The following is a 23,207-nucleotide window of genomic DNA, read 5'->3' on the forward strand; positions in this document are numbered from 1 at the left end:
AGCACATGTTAAGCATTAAAGATTTACAGGTCAGCGTAGAAGATAAAGCCATCCTGCGTGGCCTCAATTTTGACGTTAAGCCGGGCGAAGTCCACGCCATCATGGGGCCGAACGGTTCCGGGAAAAGTACGCTTTCTGCGACGCTGGCCGGGCGCGAAGATTATGAGGTGACCCACGGCTCGGTCGAGTTTAACGGCAAAGATCTGCTGGAGATGTCGCCGGAAGATCGTGCGGGAGAGGGCATTTTTATGGCCTTCCAGTACCCGGTCGAAATTCCTGGCGTCAGCAACCAGTTCTTCCTGCAAACTGCGCTCAACGCGGTGCGCAAATACCGTGGGCTGGAGGCGCTCGACCGCTTCGACTTCCAGGATCTGATGGAAGAGAAGATCAGGCTGCTGAAAATGCCGGAAGATCTGCTCACCCGCTCGGTGAACGTCGGTTTTTCCGGCGGCGAGAAAAAGCGTAACGACATTCTGCAGATGGCGGTACTCGAGCCCGAGCTGTGCATTCTGGATGAGACCGATTCCGGTCTGGATATCGACGCCCTGAAGATTGTCGCTGACGGCGTCAACGCCCTGCGCGACGGCAATCGCTCGTTTATTATCGTCACCCACTACCAGCGCATTCTGGACTACATCAAGCCGGATTACGTCCACGTGCTTTACCAGGGGCGCATTGTGAAATCCGGTGATTTTACGCTGGTTAAACAACTGGAGGAGCAGGGTTATGGCTGGCTTACCGAACAGCAGTAATGCGCTCCAGCAGTGGCACCGGCTGTTTGAAGCCCAGGGCGGCACGCGCTCGGCGCAGGCGCAGCAGCATCTGCAGCAGATGCTGCGTCTTGGCCTGCCGACGCGTAAGCATGAGAACTGGAAGTACACTCCGCTTGATGGCCTTCTGAACGCCGAGTTTGTTACCCGTCTGGCGGATCTCAACCCAGCGCAGCGCGACGCGTTGGCCTTGCGTGTCGATGCCGTGCGCCTGGTGTTTGTCGATGGCCAGTTCCGTCCGGAACTGAGCGACACGCTCCAGGAGAGCGGCTTTGAGATTGAGATAAACGACGATCGCCAGCGCCTGAGCGCCCCGGTTCAGCCCGAGGTTTTCCTGCACCTGACCGAGAGCCTGGCTCGAAGCGTGACGCATATCGCCGTGAAGCGTAACCAGCGTCCGACAAAGCCGCTGTTGCTCATGCATATCACTCAGGGTCTGAACGGCGATGAAATCAATACCGCGCACTATCGTCACCATCTTGAGCTGGCGGAGGGCGCGGAGGCCACGGTCATCGAACATTACGTCAGCCTCAATGAGACGCGTCACTTTACCGGGTCGCGTCTGACGATGAACGTGGCGGCCAATGCCCAGCTACACCACATCAAACTGGCGTTTGAGAATGCGCAGAGCCATCACTTTGCCCATAACGACATTGTCCTGGGCCAGGATGCCGCGGCGTACAGCCACAGCTTCCTGCTCGGTGGGGCGGTGCTGCGCCACAACACCAGCACGCAGCTTAACGGGGAAAACACCACGCTGCGCATCAACAGCCTGGCGATGCCGGTTAAATCGGAAGTGTGTGACACGCGCACGTGGCTGGAGCACAACAAAGGCTACTGCAACAGCCGCCAGCTGCACAAAACCATCGTCAGTGATAAAGGGCGTGCGGTGTTTAACGGCCTGATTAACGTGGCGCAGCACGCCATTAAAACCGACGGGCAGATGACCAACAACAATCTGCTGTTAGGGCGACTGGCGGAGGTGGACACCAAACCGCAGCTGGAAATCTACGCGGATGACGTCAAATGCAGCCACGGTGCGACGGTCGGGCGAATCGACGACGAGCAGATGTTCTACCTGCGCTCCCGCGGCATCGACCAGCAGGCGGCGCAGAAAATGATTATCTACGCGTTTGCCGCCGAACTGACGGAAGCGCTGCACGATGGTCAGTTAAAACTGCAGGTGCTGGATCGGATCGGTCAGCGCCTGCCTGGAGGCGAAGCATGAGTTTTCCCGTCGAAAAAGTACGGGCAGATTTCCCGGTTCTGACCCGTGAAGTAAACGGTCTGCCGTTGGCCTATCTGGACAGCGCGGCCAGCGCGCAGAAGCCGAATCAGGTGGTGGATGCCGAAGCCGAGTTCTATCGCCACGGCTATGCCGCCGTGCATCGCGGTATTCATACCCTGAGCGCCGAGGCGACCCAGCGGATGGAAAACGTGCGCACGCAGCTTGCCGCCTTCCTTAACGCCCGCTCGCCGGAAGAACTGGTCTTTGTTCGCGGGACCACCGAAGGGATTAACCTTGTCGCTAACAGCTGGGGCAATGCTCAGGTTCACGCGGGCGATAACATCATCATCACCCAGATGGAGCACCACGCCAATATCGTGCCGTGGCAGATGCTCTGCGAGCGCGTGGGCGCCCAGCTGCGGGTGATCCCGTTAAATGCGGACGGGACGCTTCAGCTTGAGCAGCTTGACGTCTTGCTGGATGATCGTACGCGGCTGGTGGCGGTTACCCAGGTCTCCAACGTGCTGGGGACAGAAAACCCGGTGGCAGAGATCGTCGAAAAGGCCCATCAGGCGGGCGCAAAGGTCCTGATTGACGGGGCCCAGGCGGTGATGCACCACGCGGTTGACGTCCAGTCGCTGAACTGTGATTTCTACGTCTTTTCAGGCCACAAGCTCTATGGGCCGACCGGGATCGGCGTGCTGTATGTGAAAGAAGACATCCTGCAGGCGATGCCGCCGTGGGAAGGGGGCGGGTCGATGATCGCCACCGTCAGCCTGACGGAAGGCACGACCTACGCGCGTGCGCCGTGGCGTTTTGAGGCGGGCACGCCCAACACCGGGGGTATTATCGGGCTGGGGGCGGCAATCTCCTACGTCTCTGCCATCGGCCTGGACGCCATTCAGGAGTACGAACAGCTGCTGATGCACTACGCGCTGGCGGAACTTGCCAGCGTGCCGGATTTGACCCTCTACGGGCCTGCCGATCGGCAAGGGGTGATTGCGTTTAATCTCGGGAAACACCACGCCTATGACGTGGGCAGTTTTCTCGATAACTACGGCGTGGCGGTCCGTACCGGGCACCACTGCGCCATGCCGCTGATGGCGTTTTACCAGGTACCGGCAATGTGCCGCGCATCGCTGGTGATGTACAACACGACGGAAGAGGTCGACAGGCTGGTGGCGGGGCTTAAGCGCATTCACCAGCTGCTGGGCTAACGGAGAGGCGAAAGATGGCAGAGCTGCCGGACAAAGATAAATTACTGCGCAACTTCTCGCGTTGCGCAAACTGGGAAGAGAAGTATCTCTATATCATTGAGCTGGGACAACGCTTACCGCCGCTCGGTGAAGAGGCGCACAGCGCAGAGAACACTATTCAGGGCTGTCAGAGCCAGGTGTGGATTGTGATGGCGCAGTCTGATGACGGCACGATCGAATTGCGCGGCGACAGCGATGCCGCCATTGTAAAAGGGCTTATTGCGGTCGTCTTTAGCCTTTACCAGCAGATGTCGGCGCAGGATATCGTCGCGTTTGATGTCCGTCCGTGGTTTGAAAAAATGGCCTTAACCCAACACCTCACCCCGTCCCGTTCTCAGGGACTGGAAGCGATGATTCGCGCCATCCGCGCCAAAGCTGCAATCCTTAGCTAGACTTACAGAACTGCATTCATTCTGTTTCGCGAGGTGGTTCCCGCCTCGCTGGTTTTTCAGCTTTCTGGCGTTCTGTCAGTGAATAAGGAATCTCAGCATGAAGCGCGCGTCTCTCATTACTCTATTACTCCTCAGTTCGCTCGGTGCCCTTAATTCGGCCCGTGCGATGGACTATCCGTTGCCGCCCGCAGGCAGTCGTCTGATTGGGCAAAATCAAACCTACACGATACAGGAAGGGGATAATAAGCTGCAGACCATTGCCCGTCGGTTTAATACGGCGGCGCAGGTGATCCTGGAAACCAACAATACCATTGCGCCGGTAAACCCTGCGCCGGGAACCGTGATAACCATTCCGTCGCAAATGCTGTTGCCGGATACGCCCCGCGAGGGAATTGTGGTCAATCTCGCTGAGCTTCGGCTCTACTACTTCCCGCCGGGGCAAAACATTGTTCAGGTTTTCCCCCTGGGCATTGGTCAGCTGGGGCTGGAAACGCCGGTGACGACCACGCGGGTGAGCCAGAAAATCCCTAATCCTACCTGGACACCCACGCCTGGCATCAGAGCACGCTCTCTGGAGCAGGGCATTAAACTGCCTCCGGTGGTTCCTGCCGGGCCAAATAACCCCCTGGGACGCTTCGCGCTGCGTTTAGGCGTGGGGAATGGGGAATATCTTATCCACGGTACCAGCGCGCCGGACAGCGTCGGCCTGCGGGTCAGCTCTGGCTGTATGCGAATGAACGCCCCGGACATTAAGGCCCTGTTCGAACAGGTGCGGGTGGGCACGCGGGTGCAGATTATTAATGAACCCGTGAAGTTTTCCATTGAGCCGGATGGTAAACGCTATATTGAGGTCCACCGTCCGCTGGCGCAGGTAGAAGGGGAAAATCCACAGGTCTCGCCCATTACCCATTCCGCCGAGTTTGCGACCTTTGTTTCCCAGGCGGGAAGCGATAAGGCGCTAATTGATAAAGCCCTGTCACGTCGCGCCGGGATCCCGGTTATCGTGTCGGCCGGTAGCGGCCCGTCAGCCAGCAATAGCGTGTTGTCGGTGCAGAACAGCCGGGTATCTGCTGCGGTAGCGGAAGATGAAGGGGAGAAGGTGACGCAGTAGCCGTTTAATGCAGGCAAAAAAAATGGCGCACAATGTGCGCCATTTTATTAACAGGTACTATTACTTACGGTATTTAGTAGCCTGGTTGTCCAGACGCTGGTTAGCGCGAGCTGCGTCGTCTTTAGCAGCCTGAACGTCGGAACGGATTGCGTTCACGTCGTTGCTCAGCTGGTCAACTTTAGCGTTCAGAGTCTGAACGTCAGAAGACAGCTGATCGATTTTAGCGTTGCTGGAGCAACCAGCCAGCAGAGTAGAACCCAGGATTACCGCGCCCAGTACCAGTTTAGTACGATTCATTATTAATACCCTCTAGATTGAGTTAATCTCCATGTAGCGTTACAAGTATTACACAAAGTTTTTTGGGTTGAGAATATTTTTTTGATGGGAATACACCTATTTTTGATCGTTCGCTCAAAGAAGCATCGAATCAGCCGGTTTCGGGTAAAAATCTAAGGAAAAAAAGGCATTTATCATCGGATTCATCTTAGATAATTCGCAATTAAATAGAAAAACCCGATTTGCATTTTGAATGACTTTGGCTAATGCCAGGAATAAAAAAAGCGCCCGACGGGCGCTTTTTATCCAAATTAATTCGTTCGGGAATTATTACAGCACGTGAACAGATGCGGTATTGGTGGTGCCGCTTGGTACCAGCGCGCCAGAAACCATGACCACAACGTCACCTTTCTGTGCCAGACCGCTTTCCAGAGCCAGTGCTTTACCCTGAATGTAGAAATCGTCAGTAGAGGCGATCTCTTTAACCAGATGCGCAACGACGCCTTTGCTCAGCACCAACTGACGAGCGGTGGTTTCGTTGGTGGTCAGGGCCAGGATGGTCGCATCCGGGAAGTATTTACGCACGGCGCGCGCAGATTTACCGCCCTGAGTGGCAACCACGATCAGTGGGGCTTCCAGTTTCTCAGCGGTTTCTACTGCACCGCGGCATACTGCTTCGGTGATACGCAGCTTGCGGCTGTCGTTATTGAAGTCCAGACGGCTGGTCATCACGCGGTCAGTACGTTCACAGATGGTCGCCATGATGCCGACCGCTTCCAGCGGGTATTTACCTTTCGCGGATTCGCCGGACAGCATAACCGCATCAGTACCGTCGAGGATGGCGTTTGCCACGTCGCCTGCTTCAGCGCGGGTTGGGCGTGGGTTTTTGATCATGGAGTCCAGCATCTGCGTTGCGGTGATAACCACTTTACGCGCGCGCACACACTTCTCGATCATCATCTTCTGCGCGAAGATCACTTCTTCAACCGGGATTTCAACGCCCAGGTCGCCACGTGCAACCATGATGCCGTCAGACGCTTCGAGGATTTCGTCGAAGTTGTTCAGGCCTTCCTGGTTTTCGATTTTGGAGATGATCTGGATCTTCTCGCCGCCGTGCGCTTTCAGGTGCTCACGGATTTCAACCACGTCGGAACGCTTACGGATGAAGGAGGCCGCGACGAAGTCAACGCCTTGCTCGCAGCCGAAGATCAGGTCCTGCTTGTCTTTTTCAGCCAGGGCTGGCAGCGCGATGGACACGCCCGGCAGGTTAACGCCTTTGTTTTCGCCCAGGTCGCCGTTGTTCAGCACTTTACAGATAACTTTGTTGCCTTCGATAGCGGTGACTTCCATACCGATCAGGCCATCGTCGACCAGCACGGTGTTACCGACGGACAGATCGCTGGTGAAGCCTTCGTAGGTCACTGCAACGATTTCGCTGTTGCCGACGACGGATTTGTCGGTGGTGAAGGTGAAGGTCTGGCCCGCTTTCAGAGAGACGTCGTTACCGCCTTCCAGTTTGATGGTACGGATTTCTGGACCTTTGGTATCCAGCAGGATGGCCGCTTTTTTACCGGTCTTGCTCATCACGTTGCGCAAGTTCTGGATGCGCTGGCCGTGCTCTGCGTAGTCACCGTGGGAGAAGTTCAGACGCATCACGTTCATGCCGGCGTCCAGCATTTTGCTCAGCATCTCTTCAGATTCGGTTTTCGGGCCGATAGTACAAACAATTTTCGTCTTTTTCATGACAGTCTTAGTCTTTAAGTTGGGAAGGATATGGAAATCTCGCTCCGGGGGCGCACCGCCGCGGAGTCAAACCTGTGTTGCAAAAGAGTATATGACACGCACTAAGGATAGGAGACATCAAATGAGCGTGCAGAAGAAAGTGTGCCTGAGTGACAGCCCAACGAAGGAGAGGAGAAGTTGTACGTTGTTTTTTGTATTCCAAGCGCTGAAACCATTCACCAGGGATTTGGCGCGCATTATACGCTGATTTTAAGATAAAAGGAAAATGGAAACGGTGTTTCAGAAATAATCAATGCTGTTTCACATAATATTGTTATCAAGGCGTTAAGCCATGATGACAACTTATGGCGGCAGGTGAGTAACCTGCCGCCGTTTGCTTATTTTTGCAGCGCCTGGCTGAGGTCCGCAATCAGGTCTTTAGGATCTTCAATTCCCACCGACAGGCGGATCAGCTGCGGCACAATGCCGTTTGCCAGCCGTTGTTCCAGCGGAATCGAGGCGTGCGTCATGCTGTAAGGCTGGCTTACCAGGCTCTCCACGCCGCCCAGGCTTTCCGCAAGGGTGAACAACTTCAGGTTGCGAATCACCTCGGTGGCGCGTTGCGCATCGCCTTTTACCACGACGGAAATCATGCCACCGGGCAGCGCCATCTGCGTGCGGGCCAGCTGGTACTGTGGATGTGATTCCAGGCCAGGATAGAATACCTTTTCGACCAGAGGATGCTGATCAAGCCATTGCGCAATCGCCAGCGCGTTGGTGCTGTGCTTTTCGACCCTCAGCGCAAGCGTGCGAATACCGCGCAGTGTCAGGAAGCTGCTGAACGGATCCAGGACGCCGCCCACCGCGTTTTGCAGATAGCCCAGCTTGTCCGCCAGTTCCTTGTTGTCCCCGACAATCGCCAGCCCGGCCACGACGTCAGAGTGGCCGTTAAGGTATTTGGTGGCAGAGTGCACCACGATATCGAAACCGGACTCCAGCGGACGGTGGATCACCGGCGACGCGAAGGTGTTATCCGCCACGCTGATGACGTTATGCCGACGGGCAATGGCCGCGATGGCCGCCAGATCGGCCAGCTTCAGCAGCGGGTTGGTCGGCGTCTCGACCCACACCATACGCGTCTGTGGGCGAATGGCGGCCTCGAGCCCGGCCAGGTCGTCCGGTTTAACCCAGCTAACCTGCAGCCCGGTGCTGCGCTTGCGCACATTTTCGATCAGGCGGTAAGTCCCACCGTAAACGTCATCAATGGCGACAATATGGCTGTCTTTATCCAGCAGTTCGAGTACCGTGGAGATGGCCGCCAGACCGGAGGCAAAGGCGTAGCCGCGCGTGCCGCCCTCCAGTTCGGCAATCGCCGTTTCCAGCGCATGGCGGGTAGGGTTGCCGCTGCGGGAGTACTCATAACCGGTATGCTCCCCGGGCGCGGGTTGCGCAAACGTCGAGGTGGCGTAAATCGGCGGCATGACGGCGCCGTGCTGGTCGTTGAATTCGCCGCTGTGTACGCTGAGGGTGGCCAGATTTTTCATCATTGATTCCTTTATTGCTGTAGACGGTTGCGCCAGGCGGTCAGAACGTCGCTGCGCGTAATCAGACCGAGAAAACGGTCGTTGTCATTAATGACGGCCACCAGGCCGCGGTCGAAGATGGCGTTCAGGGCGCTTTCCGGCGCGTGTTTATCAAGGAATTCGACCTGACGCGTCATGGCTGCCGTCACCGGCAGCGCGAAGCGATCGCCGTCGCCGCCGATATGCCGCAGGAGATCCCACTCGTCGATAATGCCCACCACATTGCCGTTCTCCAGCACCGGCAGCTGGGAGATGTCATACAGACGCATGCGCGCCAGGACAGTGGAGAGCGTGTCGTCCGGGGCGGCGGTGACGGTCGCACCTTCGTCGTGGCGCAAGGCGATGTAGTCGGAGAGATCGCCGGCCTGAGGACGCGTGATGAGCCCCTGCTGTCGCATCCAGTCGTCGTTGAACATCTTCGAGAGATATTTATTGCCGCTGTCGCAGGCGAAGGTCACCACCCGCTTCGGCGTGGTTTGCGCCTGGCAATACTTCAGCGCGGCCGCCAGCAGCGTGCCGCTGGAGGAGCCCGCCAGAATGCCCTCCGTTTTCAGCAGCTCGCGCGCGGTGGTGAAGGCCTCGCGGTCGGTGATGCGCCAGGCGCAATTCACCCCTTCAATGTGGGCCAGCGGAGGAATAAAGTCTTCGCCAATTCCCTCAACCAGCCAGGAGCCCGCGTCGTGGTAGCGTCCGGTTTCCACCTGGTCGGCGAGAACGGATCCAGCCGGGTCAGCCAGGACAAATTCCGTGTGCGGAGAGTGCTCGGCGAACCACGCCTGCAGGCCGCCCAGCGTGCCGCCTGAGCCGACGCCCACCACGATGGCGTCGATCCTGCCGTCAAGCTGTTCATACAGTTCCGGCGCCGTGGTGGTGCGGTGCGCCAGCGGGTTGGCTTCGTTGTTGAACTGGTCGATGTAAAACGCGCCGGGCAGTTCGTTCGCCAGACGCTGGGCGTAATCCTGGTAATAGGCAGGATGGCCCTTGTTGACGTCGGAGCGGGTCAGCACCACCTGGGCACCCAGCGCGCGCAGGTGGAAAATCTTCTCGCGGCTCATTTTGTCCGGCACCACCAGGATCAGCGAGTAGCCTTTCTGGGCGGCGATCAGGGCCAGGCCGAGACCGGTATTGCCCGCCGTGGCCTCAATAATCGTGCCGCCTGGCTGCAGCTGGCCGGTACGTTCCGCTTCGTTAATCATCGACAGCGCAACGCGATCCTTAATCGACCCGCCCGGATTTTGGTTTTCCAGCTTCAGGAACAGCGAGCAGGGACCGGTATCAAGCTTATGCAGCTGGATCAGCGGGGTACGACCAATCAGTTCGGTGACGGAGTGATAAATCGTCATGATGTTTTCCTTTCTGGATGTCATGACGGGATGATAGGGCGGTGAAATTTTCTCAATAAAGAACCATTCACTGCCGTTTAGAACAGAAAGGAATATAAATGCCATTTCTGGATGGAAGGACAGCAAGACGTAAAGTTGTCTGGATGTGAGGATGGCTATATCGGGATAAAATGCTGCAAAAATGAGCGTTTTTTGCGCCCGTCCGCCAGCAGATATGCATCCGGCAGATAATCATTGCTGAAATTGGTCTAAATGCTTCCCACCCGGTAAATCCGCTGTTTATTGCCGAAAGTTATAACACATTCTTTTTTGTTCATTTAAAAGCTGATAACGCCTGTTTACTATCGTTTGGACATCCATACTGCTAAACCGCCACGGGCGGCACGGATAACGAATAAGAATGATTGTACTGAGCAATATTTCGAAGGTTTTTGACAACGGAAAGGTGGCACTCACAGCCGTTGATAATGTCAATTTGACGATAGCACAGGGACAGATATACGGGATCATTGGTTACAGCGGCGCAGGTAAAAGTACGCTTATCCGCCTGCTGAATGGTCTGGAAAAACCGAGCAGCGGCAGCGTAACCATCAACGGGCAGAACATTTCTGCCGCAAAAGGTGAAGCACTGCGCCAGGCGCGTCTGAAGATCAGCATGGTGTTTCAGCACTTCAACCTGCTGTGGTCGCGCACGGTCAGCGAGAATATTGCGTTCTCGATGCAAATTGCTGGCGTACCGAAAGCCGAAATTAAGGCCCGCGTGGCCGAGCTTATTGAACTCGTTGGCCTGAAAGGTCGCGAGCATGCTTATCCGTCACAGCTGAGCGGTGGGCAAAAGCAGCGCGTGGGCATTGCGCGTGCGCTGTCTAATCGCCCGGATGTGCTGCTCTGCGATGAAGCCACCTCCGCGCTTGACCCGCAGACCACCGATCAGATCCTCGATCTGCTGCTGGATATTAACCGTCGGTTCAAGCTGACCATCGTGCTGATCACGCACGAGATGCACGTGGTGCGCAAAATCTGCGACCGCGTGGCGGTGATGGAGAACGGTAAAGTGGTGGAAGAGGGCGACGTGTTGAGCGTCTTTACCCATCCGCAGCAGCCGATTACGCAGCAGTTTGTTCGTCAGGTGAGCCAGTACGCTGAAGAAGAAACCTTCAATACCGAACTGGCAAACGATCTGGAAGGTACGGTCATCAGGCTGACCTTTACCGGGCACAGCACGCACAAACCGATTGTGGGCGAACTGACGCTGCGCTACGGCCTGCCGTTTAACATCCTGCACGGAAAAATGACCCAAACCGCTCACGGCGTGTTTGGTCAACTCTGGGTGCACGTCGTGGCATCTGATGAACAACTGAACAATATCCTCGCCGACCTGCAGCACAGCGATATTGAAGGCGAGGTGATTAAACATGGCTGAGAATCTCTTTCCGCATCTCAAGTGGGATCAGCTCTGGGCGGCAACGCTGGAGACGCTGTACATGACCGCGCTTTCCGGTGTGGCGACCTTTGTATTAGGCATCGTGCTGGGTCTGGCGCTGTTTTTAACCGCGCGCGGCGGATTGTTCCACAACCGCACGGTGTATAGCGTCATTTCGATTGTGGTGAACGTGTTCCGCTCGATTCCGTTCATCATTTTGATTGTGCTGCTGATCCCGTTCACCAAGACCGTTGTCGGCACCATTCTTGGCGCCAACGCGGCGCTGCCGGCCCTGATTGTGGGTGCCGCACCGTTCTACGCACGCCTGGTGGAGATCGCCCTGCGTGAAGTGGATAAAGGCGTGATTGAAGCGACGCGCTCGATGGGCGCACGACTGAGCACGCTCGTGTTTCGGGTTTTACTGCCGGAATCATCACCTGCACTGGTATCGGGTATTACGGTAACGCTGATTGCGCTGGTGAGCTACAGCGCCATGGCGGGGGTGATTGGCGCCGGTGGTTTGGGAAATCTGGCTTATCTGGAAGGATTCCAGCGCAACCATGGTGACGTCACGCTGGTGGCAACGGTGACCATTCTGATCATCGTTTTCATTATCCAGTTCTGCGGCGATGTCATTACTTCACTGTTAGATAAACGCTAATAAATACACACAGGAACCACATCATGAAAAAGACACTGACACTGATCGCCGCTGCAACCCTGAGCGCCCTGAGCTTCGCCTCCTGGGCCGACACCCTGACCGTGGGCGCATCCAATACGCCGCACGCCGAAATTCTGGAGCAGGCAAAGCCGATTCTGGCGAAGCAGGGTATCGACCTGGAGATTAAACCGTTCCAGGACTACATTCTGCCGAACACCGCGCTGGCGGGTCATGACATCGATGCGAACTATTTCCAGCACATTCCTTACCTGAACAGCGTGCTGAAAGATCATGCGGGCGATAAGGACTACGATTTTGTCAGTGCGGGCGCGATCCACATTGAGCCAATCGGCATCTACTCCAAAAAATACAAGTCGCTGAAAGACCTGCCGGAAGGTGGCAAGATCATCATGCGTGACGCGGTTTCTGAAGAGGGTCGTATTCTTTCCATCTTCGAGAAAGAGGGCGTGATCAAGCTGAAGCCGGGCATCGATAAAGTGACCGCGCGCATCAGCGACATCGTCGAGAACCCGAAAAAGCTGAAGTTCACGCCTAACGTTGAAGCGTCTCTGCTGCCGCAGATGTACAACAACAACGAAGGCGACGCGGTGGTGATTAACGCCAACTACGCGATTGACGCCGGTCTGGATCCGGTTCACGACCCGATTGCGGTTGAGAGCGGTGAAAACAACCCGTATGCCAACATTATCACCGTGCATCGCGGTGACGAGAAGAAGAAAGACATCGTCGCGCTGGTGAACGTGCTGCACTCGAAAGAGATTCAGGACTGGATCCGCACCAAGTACAAAGGCGCGGTCATTCCAGTAAACAACTAATTAGCTGATTTTACAGATGAAGCCCGGCGAGTTCCTCGCAGGGCTTCTTTTTTGTATCCGGCAGGAGAATCATTTAAGCTCAACGTTTAACAGGCAATGGAGTGATGACGATGGGTAACGTGACCAAAGATGAAGCGCTGTATCAGGAGATGTGCCGGGTGGTCGGGAAGGTCGTGCTTGAGATGCGTGATTTAGGGCAGGAGCCAAAGCATATTGTCATTGCCGGGGTACTGCGTACCGCGCTGGCGAACCAGCGCGTGAAACGCAGTGCATTGACAACCGAGGCAATGGAAACGGTGGTTAAAGCGCTGGCCGGGTAAGGCGCCAGCGTTTCGCAAGCTGCTCGAGCGAGCAGCAGAGCAGGTAGTAGACTACGCCCGTAAAGATAAAAATGGCCGCCGGGTAGATTTGCACCCGGTTGTTGACCTGTCCCGCCACCGTGGTCAGCTCCGGGACGTTCACGATAAACGCCAGCGACGTATCCTTCAGCAGGCTGATAAAAATCCCCACCAGCGACGGTAGAATATTCCTCAGCGCCTGCGGCAGCAGCACGCGCCACAGGGTTTGCTGCGTGCTGAATCCCTGTGACAGCGCGGCTTCGAACTGCCCGGTCGGCAGCGCGCTCAGTCCGGCCAGCACTGAGTGCATCACGGTGGCCGCCGTAAACCAGGCCAGCGCCAGCGTGACGGTCAGCGCCCCGGGAAGATCGCCCCCGGTCATGAGCGGCAGGAGATACCACATCCAGAAAATCACGAAGATGAGCGGGATCCCGCGAATCAGCTCTGCCCATAAAAAGAGGACTTTTCGCACGAGCCCGGTAAAGCGCCAGGCCAGGCACGCGAGCAGTATCCCTCCGGGCAGAGCGATAACCGCAGCGCCTGCTGCCATCATTAACGAAAGCAGCACGCCTCCCGGTTCACCGGCTGCCGCGCGTCCCCACAGTAGATAATCGAGGTTATCGGTGATGACATTAAGTCCGGCAATCATGTTTTTCACTCCCTGTGGTGGCGACGATCGGGCGTTTACGTTTCGCCTGCGGCCCAAGGCGGACCAACACCATTCCCATGACCAGACCGGTCAGCAGATAGAGTGCAGTACCGAGGGTAAATGCCTCCAGCGCGTGCGCGTTAAAGCTTTCGATCTGCCTGACCTGGTAGGTGAGCTCGGCAAAGCCAATCCCGCTGGCGAGCGAGGAGAGCTTCATCAGGTTGAGATACTGGCCCACAACGGGCTGCCAGGCGTTAGCCAGCCCCTGCGGCAGCAGGATGTAGCGAAATACGCGCCATGCTGAGAATCCCTGGGCCAGCGCCGCCTCCCGTTGCCCGACTGGCACAGAACGCAACCCGGCTTCCACTTCTTCGATTAAAAACGCCGAAGTAAAAACGCCCAGCCCCCAGGCAGAACATAAAAATTCGGGCGTAAACCACCAGACGTCGCCGGGCAGAATGGACCAGCTGTGATCGGCGTTGACCACGTCGCGAAACGCCTGCGGCAGCCCGTTCCAGGCGGCAAAATACCAGAACAGCAGCTGCACCAGCAGCGGCGTATTGCGAAACAGCGATACCCAGCCGCTGACGATCGCTTTCCCGACGCGTCCACCGGACAGGCGCAGGAGCATAAAGAGCAGTGCGAGCAGGCTGGCCAGCGCGATCCCCGCCAGCGTTACCCACAAGGTGGTGAGAAATCCGGAAAGTATCCACTGCAGAGGCTGTCCGGTCAGTACCCCCTGCCAGTCGAGCGCGGGCATTACAGATGCTCCTGATGCAGCGGATCCAGCACCTTTTGCAGGAAACGCTGCGCGCGCGGATGCGCTGGCTGGCTGAAAAACTGCGCTGGCGGCGCGGTTTCCAGAATTTGCCCGCCGTCGATAAAGACAATCCGGTCGGCGATTTCCCGGGCAAACTGCATCTCATGGGTCACTACGATCATCGTGATCCCGCTGTGGGCGAGGGCTTTCATCACGAACAGCACTTCACCAATCATCTCCGGATCCAGCGCGGAGGTGGGTTCATCGAACAGAATGATTTGCGGTGAAGAGGCGAGGGCGCGGGCTATCGCCACGCGCTGCTGCTGTCCGCCGGATAGCTCTGCCGGGAAATGGTGGGCCTTTTCCAGCATCCCGACTTTCTCCAGCAGGGCCAGCGCGCGCGCCTGGGCTGGCTGTGGCTTCCAGCCATGAACGTGCTCCAGTGCGAGGGTGATGTTCTGGCTGGCGGTGAGATGGGCATAAAGGTTGAACTGCTGGAATACAAACCCCACGCGGCTTCGCAGCTGGCGCAGCCCGCTACCGGAGAGCTTTCCGGTAGGCTTGTTGTCGACCAGGATCTCTCCGCCGCTCAGGGGTTCAAGCTGGTTGATAAGACGAATCAGGGTGGATTTACCGGAACCCGACGGGCCGAGGATAGCAACCACTTCACCGGGCGTGATGGTGAGGTTAATGTCGTTCAAAACCTGATGGTCACCGTAGCGTTTGTCCACATGACGAAACTCGACGCTGGCCTGTTCCAGATGTGAAAAATCCGCGGCACCGGCCGCGGAGTGTGAAAATAAACCTGAGAGCATAATTACCTGGCTTCTATTTTAAAGCCGCGAGGCTGTGGAGCAGGGGTGCCAGGACCAAACCAGACATCATAGATTTTTGCCGCCTGACCGGTCTTCTCGAGATTAACCAGCTCGTCGTTGACGGCTTTCAGCAGCGCCGTTTCACCTTTCTTCACCCCCACGCCAATCTCTTCTTTACTGAGCAGATCGGGCAGGATTTTGAAGTTGGCTTTGTCCGGCGCCTGCGCCAGCAGACCGGCCAGAATGGTGCTGTCCTGAGTGATGGCCTGTACGTTGCCGTTGCGCAGTGCGGTCAGCGCCAGGGGAATGTCGTCATAAGAGAGGACGCGGGACTGCGGGAAACGCTGGTGCAGCGCCTGCTCGCCCGTTGTGCCTTTGACTGCACCAATGCGCGCCCGGCTATAGTCATCGAGCTTGTCCGGTGATTTCGCCGGAACCAGGAACTGCTGGCCAGTGACGAAGTAAGGCGTCGAGAAATCAATGACCTGTGCGCGTTCCGGGGTGATAGTAATATCCGCCACGATCAGGTCGGCTTTGCCGGACTGCAGTAGCGGAATGCGGTTGGCCGGATTGGTGGCAACCAGTTCAAGCTTCACGCCGAGCGATTTTGCCAGCGCTTTGGCGAAGTCCACGTCGTAACCCACGATCTCATGCGTTTTGGCATCAATCGAGCCAAACGGCGGGTTGGCATCAAACGTGGCCACTTTCACCACCCCTGCTGCCTTGATATCCGCCAGCTGATCGGCCTGCGCCTGCGCTGAAAACAGGCCCCAGGCTGCCACTACGCCCAGAGCCAGCGTCCGTTTTTTAAACCCTTTCATTTTTGCTGCCATAGTCATTCGCCATCCCGTTGTTTTTGTTTTACCCCGTTACGCTCCCATAAGGGAAAGCTATCGCCAAATAAGAAATCGTTCTTTGCTATGAGCAAAAAAGCATTAGTGAACAAGGTGTTAATGAAGAGTGAAAAGGACGAGGGTGCTATTTGCAGATCCTGCACATCGACAGTGGATTTTGGTATTTCCCCTGCACGGGATTGGGGTGCTTAACTGAAGGCAGATACGGCGAGAGAGGGTAAGACGATGAAAAAATGGATCAGCACGTTACGGCGGTTTTTTGCGGCCCGGCCAGCGAATGCGGAGAACAGCGCGCAACGTGTTCTTGAGTCGATACTGCCTGTCGCCAGCCTGTATGGCGTAGACGTTGCCAACATTGACCCGGAGTGGTTCCATGATAAAACGCCACGCTGAACTGCGCCGCACGCGCGAAACGTACTGGAATGAGGTGTGCGTGATGTCTGTAAAGCCTCAAAAGACGGAAAAGTACGCTCTGAATCATTCGGTTAATTAGCCCGCTTTTGTTACCAATGTGTCCTTTCAGTCATGGAGAAAATGATGAAACGGACCACGTTAACGCGCGCGCTTTCTGTCCCTGCGCTACTTTTCACAATTCATGCGGCACACGCCGCGCCGCAGGCGCATGTTGTTTGCGGCTATTCCCATACCCTTGGCGATGACGCCATTATGATGTACGGCATGCCCAACGAGGCCATGCTGCACGACTTCTTCGGCAACGTGCAAACGGATGCTTACTCCAGCCGTGAATCCCTGCGCCGGGATGAAATGACCACCTGCGATAACAAAGCCGACAGCTCCGCCTACTGGGCACCTTCGCTGCGCCTGCCTGACGGCACGGTCGTCAAACCGGCATATCAAAAAACTTATTATCAGGCATCGAACGTGGACGCCTGGCCGTTACACCCTTTCCCGGCGGGGCTGTCGCTGCTGGCGGGCGACCATCACGGTAGTGCCCCGAATCCACATATCACCTTTTTATGTGCCAACGGCAAGGGTTACACCACCAAAACCGGTGAGGTCTGCGGCTTGCGCAAGGCGAACGATGCCGTGCAGTTTAATATCGGCATTCAGTTTCCAAACTGCTGGGATGGAGTGAACCTGAAGCCTGCCCATGGTCTGATTAACGCCACCTACGACGTCAAGGGGCAGTGCCCGTCCACCTTCCCGGTGAAAATTCCCACCGTGAACATGAACATTGCTTACGTACTCCCGACGATTAGCTCGCTTGATACCAGCAAAGTGCAGCTCTCCATGGACCCCATCATGCACGGCGATGAGCGTGAAGAGCGGTGGGGTAGCCTGTATACGGCGCATGCAGATTTCATGAACGGCTGGACGGAAGACGCCGCGCGCTTTATGACTGACCTGTGTATGAACCGCGGGTTAGATTGTGGCACCACCGTCCCGTATGGATATTCCAGAGCGAAGGCCAACGTCTGGCTTAGCAGCCTGGAGCCAGATCTTTCCCAGCCCGAACCACAGGTTTTACTGGTGCAGGATAACTGGCAGAACGGGGGACGCACGAAAAACAGCGAAACGCTGTCGCTGGTGAAGTTCCACATTCCCCCTCTGCCTGCCGGGCAGGATCCTTCGCAGTTTACATACCGCGTGCGGGTTTATGGCGGGAAAGTAGAAACTAACGGTGCCGATCAGATCTTCTTCTATCCGGCCAGCAATGACTGGGATCCTGCTACCGTAAGATGGGCCTCGCGTCCGGCCTGTAACTATCGCTCCGACGCAGTGCTCTATCTGAACCATTCTCGTGAATACCGGATGGTGAACGTGGACAAAGCCGTGCGCAAGGCGCTGGCGGAAGGAAAAACCGAAATCTCGTGGTATATCGGCGGTGACCGCCAGGGGAATCATTACCAGTTCGAACCGGCTTCTTCTTCAGAAAGCCTGGTTCTGATGCTAACGGGGTTTAAAAAGACGCCTGAGCTGTAATCTTGCCCGCAATAAAAAAAGCACCGGTTTTCCGGTGCTTTTTTATCAGATCTTGCAGGCGTCGCCGCAGTCGTCGTCGGCGACAATCGCCTGCGCTTTTTTATCCGCGTCGTCCAGACGTTCTGCATTACGCTCTTCTGCTTCATCCAGACCGTTAAACACTAAGTTATCGAGATCAATTTCCATGTTGCACCTGCTCTGTTCAGTTTTCGATACTGGCACAGTATAGGGCAAAAAAAGCCAGCAATGTACCTCGCAGCACATAAGGATAATCCCTGCCATACTCAGTGCTTTATCGCTGAGGAGAGCACATGATTACACTCTGTAAAACCTGTGGAACCGCCTACGATACGCAGCCGGACAGATGCCCAATTTGTGAGGATGAACGCCAGTATGTGCCCATCACGGGGCAGGCGTGGACCGATCTCGATACCGTCAACGCGACGCACAGCAACAAATGGCAGCAGCTGGAGCCGCGATTGTTCGGTATCAAAACCGTTCCGGCGTTTGCTATCAACCAGCGGGCGCTGCTTTTGCAAACGCCGCACGGCAATATCCTCTGGGACTGCATCGCCAACATTGACCCGGCAACCAAAACGCTTATTAACGCCCTCGGCGGCATCAGCGCGATTGCGATTTCACATCCGCACTATTACACCACGATGCAGGAGTGGGCTGCGGCGTTTGACGCGCCGGTGTACCTGCACGCCAGCGACAGAGAGTGGGTGATGCGCGACAGCCCAGCCATTCATTTCTGGGAAGGCGATGCGCTGGAGATTTTCCCGTCTGTTACCCTGCTGCGTCTGGGCGGGCATTTTGCCGGGGGAACGGTGCTGCACTGGCAGGAGGGGGACGGGAAGCTGCTGGTGGGCGATATTCTGCAGGTCACGCCGGGTAAAGACGCCGTCTCGTTTATGTGGAGCTACCCGAACTATCTTCCGCTGCCGGCCCGCACCGTGGCGTCCGTCGTGAGTCATCTGGAAGGCAGAGCGTTTGAACGTCTGTACGGCGCGTTCGAAGGGCAGAACATCCTCGCTAACGCGGACGAAATTGTGCAGCGGTCGGGCCAGAAATATATTGCTTGTCTGAAGTAAACCACGATGGGTAAACTTTACGAGTGTGATCTCGATCATACCTAAACTAAAACAGATAAAAGAGACATTGCTATGCAACATATCATTGAAGGTTTTCTCAGCTTTCAAAAAGAGATTTTCCCGCAACGTAAAGAACTCTTCCGCAGTTTAGCGTCCAGCCAGAATCCCAAAGCGCTGTTCATCTCATGCTCCGACAGCCGTCTGGTCCCGGAACTGGTCACCCAGCAAGAGCCAGGACAACTCTTTGTCATTCGTAATGCTGGCAACATTGTGCCGCCGTTCGGACCGGAGCCAGGCGGTGTGTCCGCTACCATCGAATACGCCGTCGTGGCGCTGGGCGTCACGGATATCGTGATTTGCGGTCACTCCAACTGCGGCGCGATGAAGGCGATTGCCGATAACGCGAACCTGGAGCCGATGCCTGCCGTGTCACACTGGCTGCGCTATTCCGACGCGGCAAAAGCCGTGGTAGAGAAGAAAACCTGGGATAAGCCGATCGATAAAGTGAATGCGATGGTGCAGGAAAACGTCTTTGCGCAACTGAGCAACATCAAGACCCATCCGTCCGTCGCGGTGGGCCTGCGTAATAACTCCATCCGACTGCACGGCTGGGTGTACGACATTGAAAGCGGCGAAATCCTCGCGCTGGATAAAGCGACGAAAAGCTTCGTCTCGCTGTCGGAAAACCCGGAAGTCTTCTTCGAGTAATCCGCAACAGCAGGGCACGGATGCCCTGTCAGTATTCAAAATAGGGTAATCTCCGCCGCACGCGTGACGCGGGTTTTTCCGCCGCTTTCGCCATCGCCTCTGCAATCTCTGCACACTCCACCAGCCCCTGAACGAAGGGACGATCGTGCATCAGCCACGGTATCGCACCGAAGGCGATGCGCCCGCGAACGGAGTCAGGCGCTTTTAAGGTGTAATCCTCGCCGATATCGGGTATCTCATCGCCGGTCGCTTCCAGCTGTTTTCGCAGCGTCGGGAAGGACAGATCTTTCGTTTTGAGCGGCTTTTGTCCGCGCGCGTCAATAAATACGTCGAAACGATAGACGGTCTCTTGTGTGGTTATCACCGTTCGATCGCTGCCAACGTCGAGCGTGTAGTCGTCACCGAGCGCGGCCACGCTGATGATGCCGGCTTCGCGAAGCGCGAGCAGCCTGCGGATAGACTGCGGAGGAATGGCGGCATAGTTGTCGATAAAAACCCGAGCCAGGCCCTGCTTAAAGCGTTTTCTGTCCTGCTCGCTGAGATGGGGAACGATCTCCTGAACGACCTCATGCAGCCGCAGCACGGTATAGCGCCAGGCCACGGTACGGCGTTCCCGTTTGTTGCGTTCAACCTCGTTGAGATTCTCTTCCGCCCAGGTAAAGGGGCCGTGGCGTTGACGATCCTCAAACCAGGCCTCACGAACAGTGTCCGCATTCAGCGTATGCAGAGACATCTTCTCGCACCACGCCGGATCGGCAAGCTGAAGCTCTTTGACCATCAGGGCAAAAATGCGGTCAAGCAGGCCATCCGGTCCTTTGGCTATCTCGCTTTCCACCACGAATTCGGTCAATACCGACAGCGGCTCGTAAGGAATAGGGCAGTAAAAATCGGCTTCCGGCAGAATGCCCGTCCGGGACATCAGCGTAATGTGTAACCCTTCGCTGCTTTTATCGAGGATGAATTTACCGTCACGAAACGCACCGTGCTGCATCACCACCGCCATAGCCGCGTCCAGGCCGCTCAACGAGGTACCCATAATGCCCACGCGGCAAGGGGGAATGCGGGCGTCCATCAGACCGGACCACGGGCTTGGGAAGAACGTGCGCGTGGCTTCATCCTCCTCTGGCCAGACGTGGCCGGTGGCAATAACCGCCAGGTCGAATTGATCTGGTAAGGTGCGGTCGTTGACCGAAATCGTCACGCCGGTTGTCGAAGGGATGATGTCGGTGACCTTCGCGGATTCATGGACTTTAACCTCGAACCCCATTTTTTTCGCCTCTTTTACGATTGAACGAAAGCTGTCGCGAAAGTACTCTCCCAACAGAAGCCTGGGCAGGAACTGTCGGTCATGCAGGCTGGCTTTATCCACCTTAAAGCGTGCCAGATGGGCGTCGCTCTGTTCCTTAAGCCAGTCGAGGTAGGTCATAAAAATGGGCGGGATTTCAATGCTCGCAATGTTCGCCAGCATCAGTCGGGAATTATCGTCGTCGTTATAGGGCATGCCCACGCCGGCTTCATCGGCCTGTTCAAAGACGGAAACGGAGAGCGGCGTGCTGTTTTGAAGCAGGTGATAAAAGGTGTAAATCCCTGTGGGGCCGGAGCCGATAATCGCGATCTTCTTCATCGACACGTTTCCTGTGTTTTTTTTCCATAGGAAAAGCGTAGCAGGAAAATAATGATGAAAATAAGGGATTAAGAAAATTCAGGCTATCAGAGGAGAATTTGCACCATTTCAGGACTGAAATGGTGCGTCCGAGTGGACTCGAACCACCGACCCCCACCATGTCAAGGTGGTGCTCTAACCAACTGAGCTACGGACGCAGAATGGTGCGTTCAATTGGACTCGAACCAACGACCCCCACCATGTCAAGGTGGTGCTCTAACCAACTGAGCTATGAACGCAACGTGTTGTCGGTGACAACGGGGACGAATATTAGCGGCACAGCACCGAGGTGGCAAGAGGGAAAATGCAATTTTCTCTCTGATTTCACGCGATTGCTGTATTACCGCGCAAAGTGAAGAGAAAGTAGCCGCCGGGTGGCGGCTACTGCGTATTTAACGTGCAGCGCGTTGCAAAATGATCGTGGATGGCTGGCGCTGCAGGAAGCGCATGCGCATCATCATCATAATCGCCGCCGACGTCAGGCCGATGATAAAGCCCATCCAGAACCCCGCCGGTCCCATGCGGTCCACCACCAGGTCGGTCAGGGCCAGAATATACCCACATGGCAGACCCAGCACCCAGTAGGCGATGAAGGTGATAAAGAAAATGGAGCGCGTGTCTTTATAGCCGCGCAGCACGCCGCTGCCAATCACCTGAATGGAGTCCGAAATCTGGTAAATCGCGGCCAGCAGCATCAGGTGCGATGCCAGCGTGACGACTTCCGGATTGTCGTTATAGAGCAGGGCAATCTGCTCGCGCAGCGCAACGGTAAAAAGCGCCGTGCAAATGGCCATGCAGACGCCGACGCCCAGTCCGGTGCGCGCGGCGGTTTGCGCATCGAGCGTCGAGCCTTGCCCCAGGCGGAAGCCCACGCGGATCGTCACTGCCGCGGCCAGCGACATCGGCAGGACGAACATCAGGGAGCTGAAGTTCAGCGCAATCTGGTGGCCCGCGACATCAATAATGCCCAGCGGAGAGACCAGCAGGGCGACCACGGCAAACAGGGTCACCTCAAAGAACAGCGCAAGGGCAATCGGCAACCCTAGCTGCACCAGACGCGTCATGATGCTCCAGTCCGGCGTGCTGAATTTGTTCTCGTTACGAATATCGCGCATGGAGCGGGCGCGCTTCACGAAGGTAAGCATCGAGAAGAACATGACCCAGTAAACGGCTGCCGTCGCCACGCCGCAGCCGACGCCACCCAGCTCCGGCATCCCGAAATGACCGTAAATAAAGACATAGTTAACCGGGATGTTGACCAGCAGCCCGATAAAACCCATCACCATGCCGGGCTTGGTTTTCGCCAGGCCTTCACACTGGTTACGCGCCACCTGGAAAAAGAGGTAGCCCGGCGCGCCCCAGAGCAGCGCGCGCAGATAGCCCACGGCTTTGTCCGCCAGCGCCGGGTCAATATTATGCATAGCGCGAATGATATGGCCCGCGTTCCAGAGCACCACCATGATCAGCACGGAGACAAACCCTGCCAGCCAGAAACCCTGGCGAACCTGATGGGCGATGCGCTCGCGGCGGCCCGAGCCATTGAGCTGAGCGATAACAGGCGTGAGCGCGAGCAGCAGACCGTGGCCGAACAGGATGGCCGGAAGCCAGATTGACGTGCCGATAGCCACGGCCGCCATGTCGGTGGCGCTGTAGCCACCTGCCATTACCGTATCCACAAATCCCATTGCGGTCTGGGCCACTTGCGCGACGATCACTGGTATAGCCAGTGCCAATAACTGGCGCGCTTCATTCATGTACTTCTGCACGTGAACACCTTTATT

General features: G+C 56.4%; 24 protein-coding genes and 2 tRNA genes. 13 read left to right on the plus strand and 13 right to left on the minus strand.

The features are described 5' to 3' along the window. Positions 1–5 precede the first annotated feature (5 nt). From sufC to ldtE, 5 genes are all read left to right on the plus strand, one after another. Positions 6–752: a Fe-S cluster assembly ATPase SufC gene (sufC, locus tag ACMWJS_RS02330; protein WP_048027583.1), complete on the plus strand. Its 747-nt coding sequence runs from the start codon at positions 6–8 to the stop codon at positions 750–752. Then, complete coding sequence (gene sufD, locus ACMWJS_RS02335; protein WP_334754753.1) at positions 727–1,998, plus strand: Fe-S cluster assembly protein SufD; 1,272 nt, start codon at positions 727–729, stop codon at positions 1,996–1,998. The genes sufC and sufD overlap by 26 nt, the downstream gene beginning before the upstream one ends. Further along, on the plus strand, positions 1,995–3,215 hold the full coding sequence (gene sufS, locus ACMWJS_RS02340; protein ID WP_414746534.1) for a cysteine desulfurase SufS: 1,221 nt from the start codon (positions 1,995–1,997) through the stop codon (positions 3,213–3,215). Before sufD ends, sufS begins: the two co-directional genes overlap by 4 nt. A gap of 14 nt (positions 3,216–3,229) precedes the next feature. Beyond that, positions 3,230–3,646 (plus strand): cysteine desulfuration protein SufE, encoded by a 417-nt coding sequence (gene sufE, locus ACMWJS_RS02345; protein WP_039023841.1) that lies wholly within the window; start codon positions 3,230–3,232, stop codon positions 3,644–3,646. Positions 3,647–3,743: 97 nt separating this feature from the next. After that, a complete protein-coding gene (gene ldtE / locus ACMWJS_RS02350; RefSeq protein WP_167212896.1) occupies positions 3,744–4,757 on the plus strand; it encodes a L,D-transpeptidase LdtE in 1,014 nt (337 codons plus the stop codon). Positions 4,758–4,817: 60 nt separating this feature from the next. Here the strand turns inward: ldtE and lpp are convergent, their stop codons facing one another. From lpp to ACMWJS_RS02370, 4 genes are all read right to left on the minus strand, one after another. After that, a complete protein-coding gene (lpp, locus tag ACMWJS_RS02355) occupies positions 4,818–5,054 on the minus strand; it encodes a murein lipoprotein Lpp (RefSeq protein ID WP_010430241.1) in 237 nt (78 codons plus the stop codon). A gap of 309 nt (positions 5,055–5,363) precedes the next feature. Beyond that, positions 5,364–6,776 (minus strand): pyruvate kinase PykF, encoded by a 1,413-nt coding sequence (gene pykF / locus ACMWJS_RS02360; RefSeq protein WP_045284943.1) that lies wholly within the window; start codon positions 6,774–6,776, stop codon positions 5,364–5,366. A gap of 377 nt (positions 6,777–7,153) precedes the next feature. Beyond that, entirely contained in the window at positions 7,154–8,299 is a 1,146-nt protein-coding gene (locus tag ACMWJS_RS02365) for a trans-sulfuration enzyme family protein (RefSeq protein WP_045910312.1), read from the minus strand. Between the two features lie 11 nt (positions 8,300–8,310). Next, positions 8,311–9,681 carry a cystathionine beta-synthase gene (locus ACMWJS_RS02370; RefSeq protein ID WP_334754755.1) on the minus strand — a complete coding sequence of 457 codons (1,371 nt, stop codon included), beginning with the start codon at positions 9,679–9,681 and terminating at the stop codon, positions 8,311–8,313. 400 nt (positions 9,682–10,081) lie between these two features. Here ACMWJS_RS02370 and ACMWJS_RS02375 point away from each other — a divergent pair, with 400 nt between their 5' ends. From ACMWJS_RS02375 to fumD, 4 genes are all read left to right on the plus strand, one after another. After that, a complete protein-coding gene (locus ACMWJS_RS02375) occupies positions 10,082–11,104 on the plus strand; it encodes a methionine ABC transporter ATP-binding protein (RefSeq protein WP_334754756.1) in 1,023 nt (340 codons plus the stop codon). After that, complete coding sequence (locus ACMWJS_RS02380) at positions 11,097–11,765, plus strand: methionine ABC transporter permease (protein ID WP_008500617.1); 669 nt, start codon at positions 11,097–11,099, stop codon at positions 11,763–11,765. The genes ACMWJS_RS02375 and ACMWJS_RS02380 overlap by 8 nt, the downstream gene beginning before the upstream one ends. 23 nt (positions 11,766–11,788) lie before the next feature. Further along, positions 11,789–12,601 carry a MetQ/NlpA family ABC transporter substrate-binding protein gene (locus ACMWJS_RS02385; protein WP_008500616.1) on the plus strand — a complete coding sequence of 271 codons (813 nt, stop codon included), beginning with the start codon at positions 11,789–11,791 and terminating at the stop codon, positions 12,599–12,601. 110 nt (positions 12,602–12,711) lie between these two features. Continuing rightward, entirely contained in the window at positions 12,712–12,921 is a 210-nt protein-coding gene (gene fumD, locus ACMWJS_RS02390) for a fumarate hydratase FumD (protein WP_023343959.1), read from the plus strand. Here fumD and ACMWJS_RS02395 read toward each other — a convergent pair. The 4 genes from ACMWJS_RS02395 to ACMWJS_RS02410 are packed head-to-tail and all read right to left on the minus strand — an operon-like array spanning position 12,902 to position 15,996. Then, complete coding sequence (locus ACMWJS_RS02395; protein WP_048030750.1) at positions 12,902–13,588, minus strand: amino acid ABC transporter permease; 687 nt, start codon at positions 13,586–13,588, stop codon at positions 12,902–12,904. The genes fumD and ACMWJS_RS02395 overlap by 20 nt on opposite strands. Next, positions 13,572–14,348, minus strand: coding sequence for an amino acid ABC transporter permease (locus ACMWJS_RS02400; protein ID WP_048030749.1), 777 nt, complete (start codon positions 14,346–14,348; stop codon positions 13,572–13,574). The genes ACMWJS_RS02395 and ACMWJS_RS02400 overlap by 17 nt, the downstream gene beginning before the upstream one ends. Continuing rightward, the gene (locus ACMWJS_RS02405) at positions 14,348–15,163 is read right to left on the minus strand and encodes an amino acid ABC transporter ATP-binding protein (RefSeq protein ID WP_048222746.1); all 816 of its coding nucleotides are present in this window, start codon (positions 15,161–15,163) and stop codon (positions 14,348–14,350) included. The genes ACMWJS_RS02400 and ACMWJS_RS02405 overlap by 1 nt, the downstream gene beginning before the upstream one ends. A 2-nt stretch (positions 15,164–15,165) precedes the next feature. Beyond that, a complete protein-coding gene (locus tag ACMWJS_RS02410; RefSeq protein WP_080347292.1) occupies positions 15,166–15,996 on the minus strand; it encodes an ABC transporter substrate-binding protein in 831 nt (276 codons plus the stop codon). A gap of 246 nt (positions 15,997–16,242) precedes the next feature. On the opposite strand from ACMWJS_RS02410, the gene ACMWJS_RS02415 reads away from it, so the two are divergent. Continuing rightward, the gene (locus ACMWJS_RS02415) at positions 16,243–16,410 is read left to right on the plus strand and encodes a hypothetical protein (RefSeq protein ID WP_032666818.1); all 168 of its coding nucleotides are present in this window, start codon (positions 16,243–16,245) and stop codon (positions 16,408–16,410) included. Between the two features lie 144 nt (positions 16,411–16,554). Beyond that, positions 16,555–17,961 (plus strand): DUF1996 domain-containing protein, encoded by a 1,407-nt coding sequence (locus ACMWJS_RS02420; protein WP_334754912.1) that lies wholly within the window; start codon positions 16,555–16,557, stop codon positions 17,959–17,961. 45 nt (positions 17,962–18,006) lie between these two features. Here ACMWJS_RS02420 and ACMWJS_RS02425 read toward each other — a convergent pair whose 3' ends face one another. After that, positions 18,007–18,147, minus strand: a complete 141-nt coding sequence (locus ACMWJS_RS02425; protein ID WP_003857665.1) for a hypothetical protein — start codon at positions 18,145–18,147, stop codon at positions 18,007–18,009. Between the two features lie 125 nt (positions 18,148–18,272). Here ACMWJS_RS02425 and ACMWJS_RS02430 point away from each other — a divergent pair, with 125 nt between their 5' ends. Both ACMWJS_RS02430 and ACMWJS_RS02435 read left to right on the plus strand, forming a co-directional pair. Further along, positions 18,273–19,055 carry an MBL fold metallo-hydrolase gene (locus ACMWJS_RS02430; protein ID WP_334754758.1) on the plus strand — a complete coding sequence of 261 codons (783 nt, stop codon included), beginning with the start codon at positions 18,273–18,275 and terminating at the stop codon, positions 19,053–19,055. Positions 19,056–19,127: 72 nt separating this feature from the next. Next, a complete protein-coding gene (locus tag ACMWJS_RS02435; protein WP_109844381.1) occupies positions 19,128–19,763 on the plus strand; it encodes a carbonic anhydrase in 636 nt (211 codons plus the stop codon). 28 nt (positions 19,764–19,791) lie between these two features. Here the strand turns inward: ACMWJS_RS02435 and ACMWJS_RS02440 are convergent, their stop codons facing one another. The 4 genes from ACMWJS_RS02440 to mdtK form a co-directional block, all read right to left on the minus strand. Then, positions 19,792–21,387, minus strand: coding sequence for an FAD-NAD(P)-binding protein (locus tag ACMWJS_RS02440; RefSeq protein ID WP_414746535.1), 1,596 nt, complete (start codon positions 21,385–21,387; stop codon positions 19,792–19,794). Positions 21,388–21,507: 120 nt separating this feature from the next. Continuing rightward, a tRNA-Val gene (locus ACMWJS_RS02445) sits at positions 21,508–21,584 on the minus strand. Positions 21,585–21,588: 4 nt separating this feature from the next. Further along, a tRNA-Val gene (locus ACMWJS_RS02450) sits at positions 21,589–21,665 on the minus strand. 153 nt (positions 21,666–21,818) lie between these two features. Next, complete coding sequence (gene mdtK / locus ACMWJS_RS02455) at positions 21,819–23,192, minus strand: MdtK family multidrug efflux MATE transporter (protein WP_262821962.1); 1,374 nt, start codon at positions 23,190–23,192, stop codon at positions 21,819–21,821. Between the last annotated feature and the right edge of the window lie 15 nt (positions 23,193–23,207).

This window comes from Enterobacter sp. HK-058-C-ECC, from assembly GCF_047531125.1.
In the GTDB taxonomy this organism is placed as follows: domain Bacteria; phylum Pseudomonadota; class Gammaproteobacteria; order Enterobacterales; family Enterobacteriaceae; genus Enterobacter; species Enterobacter quasiroggenkampii.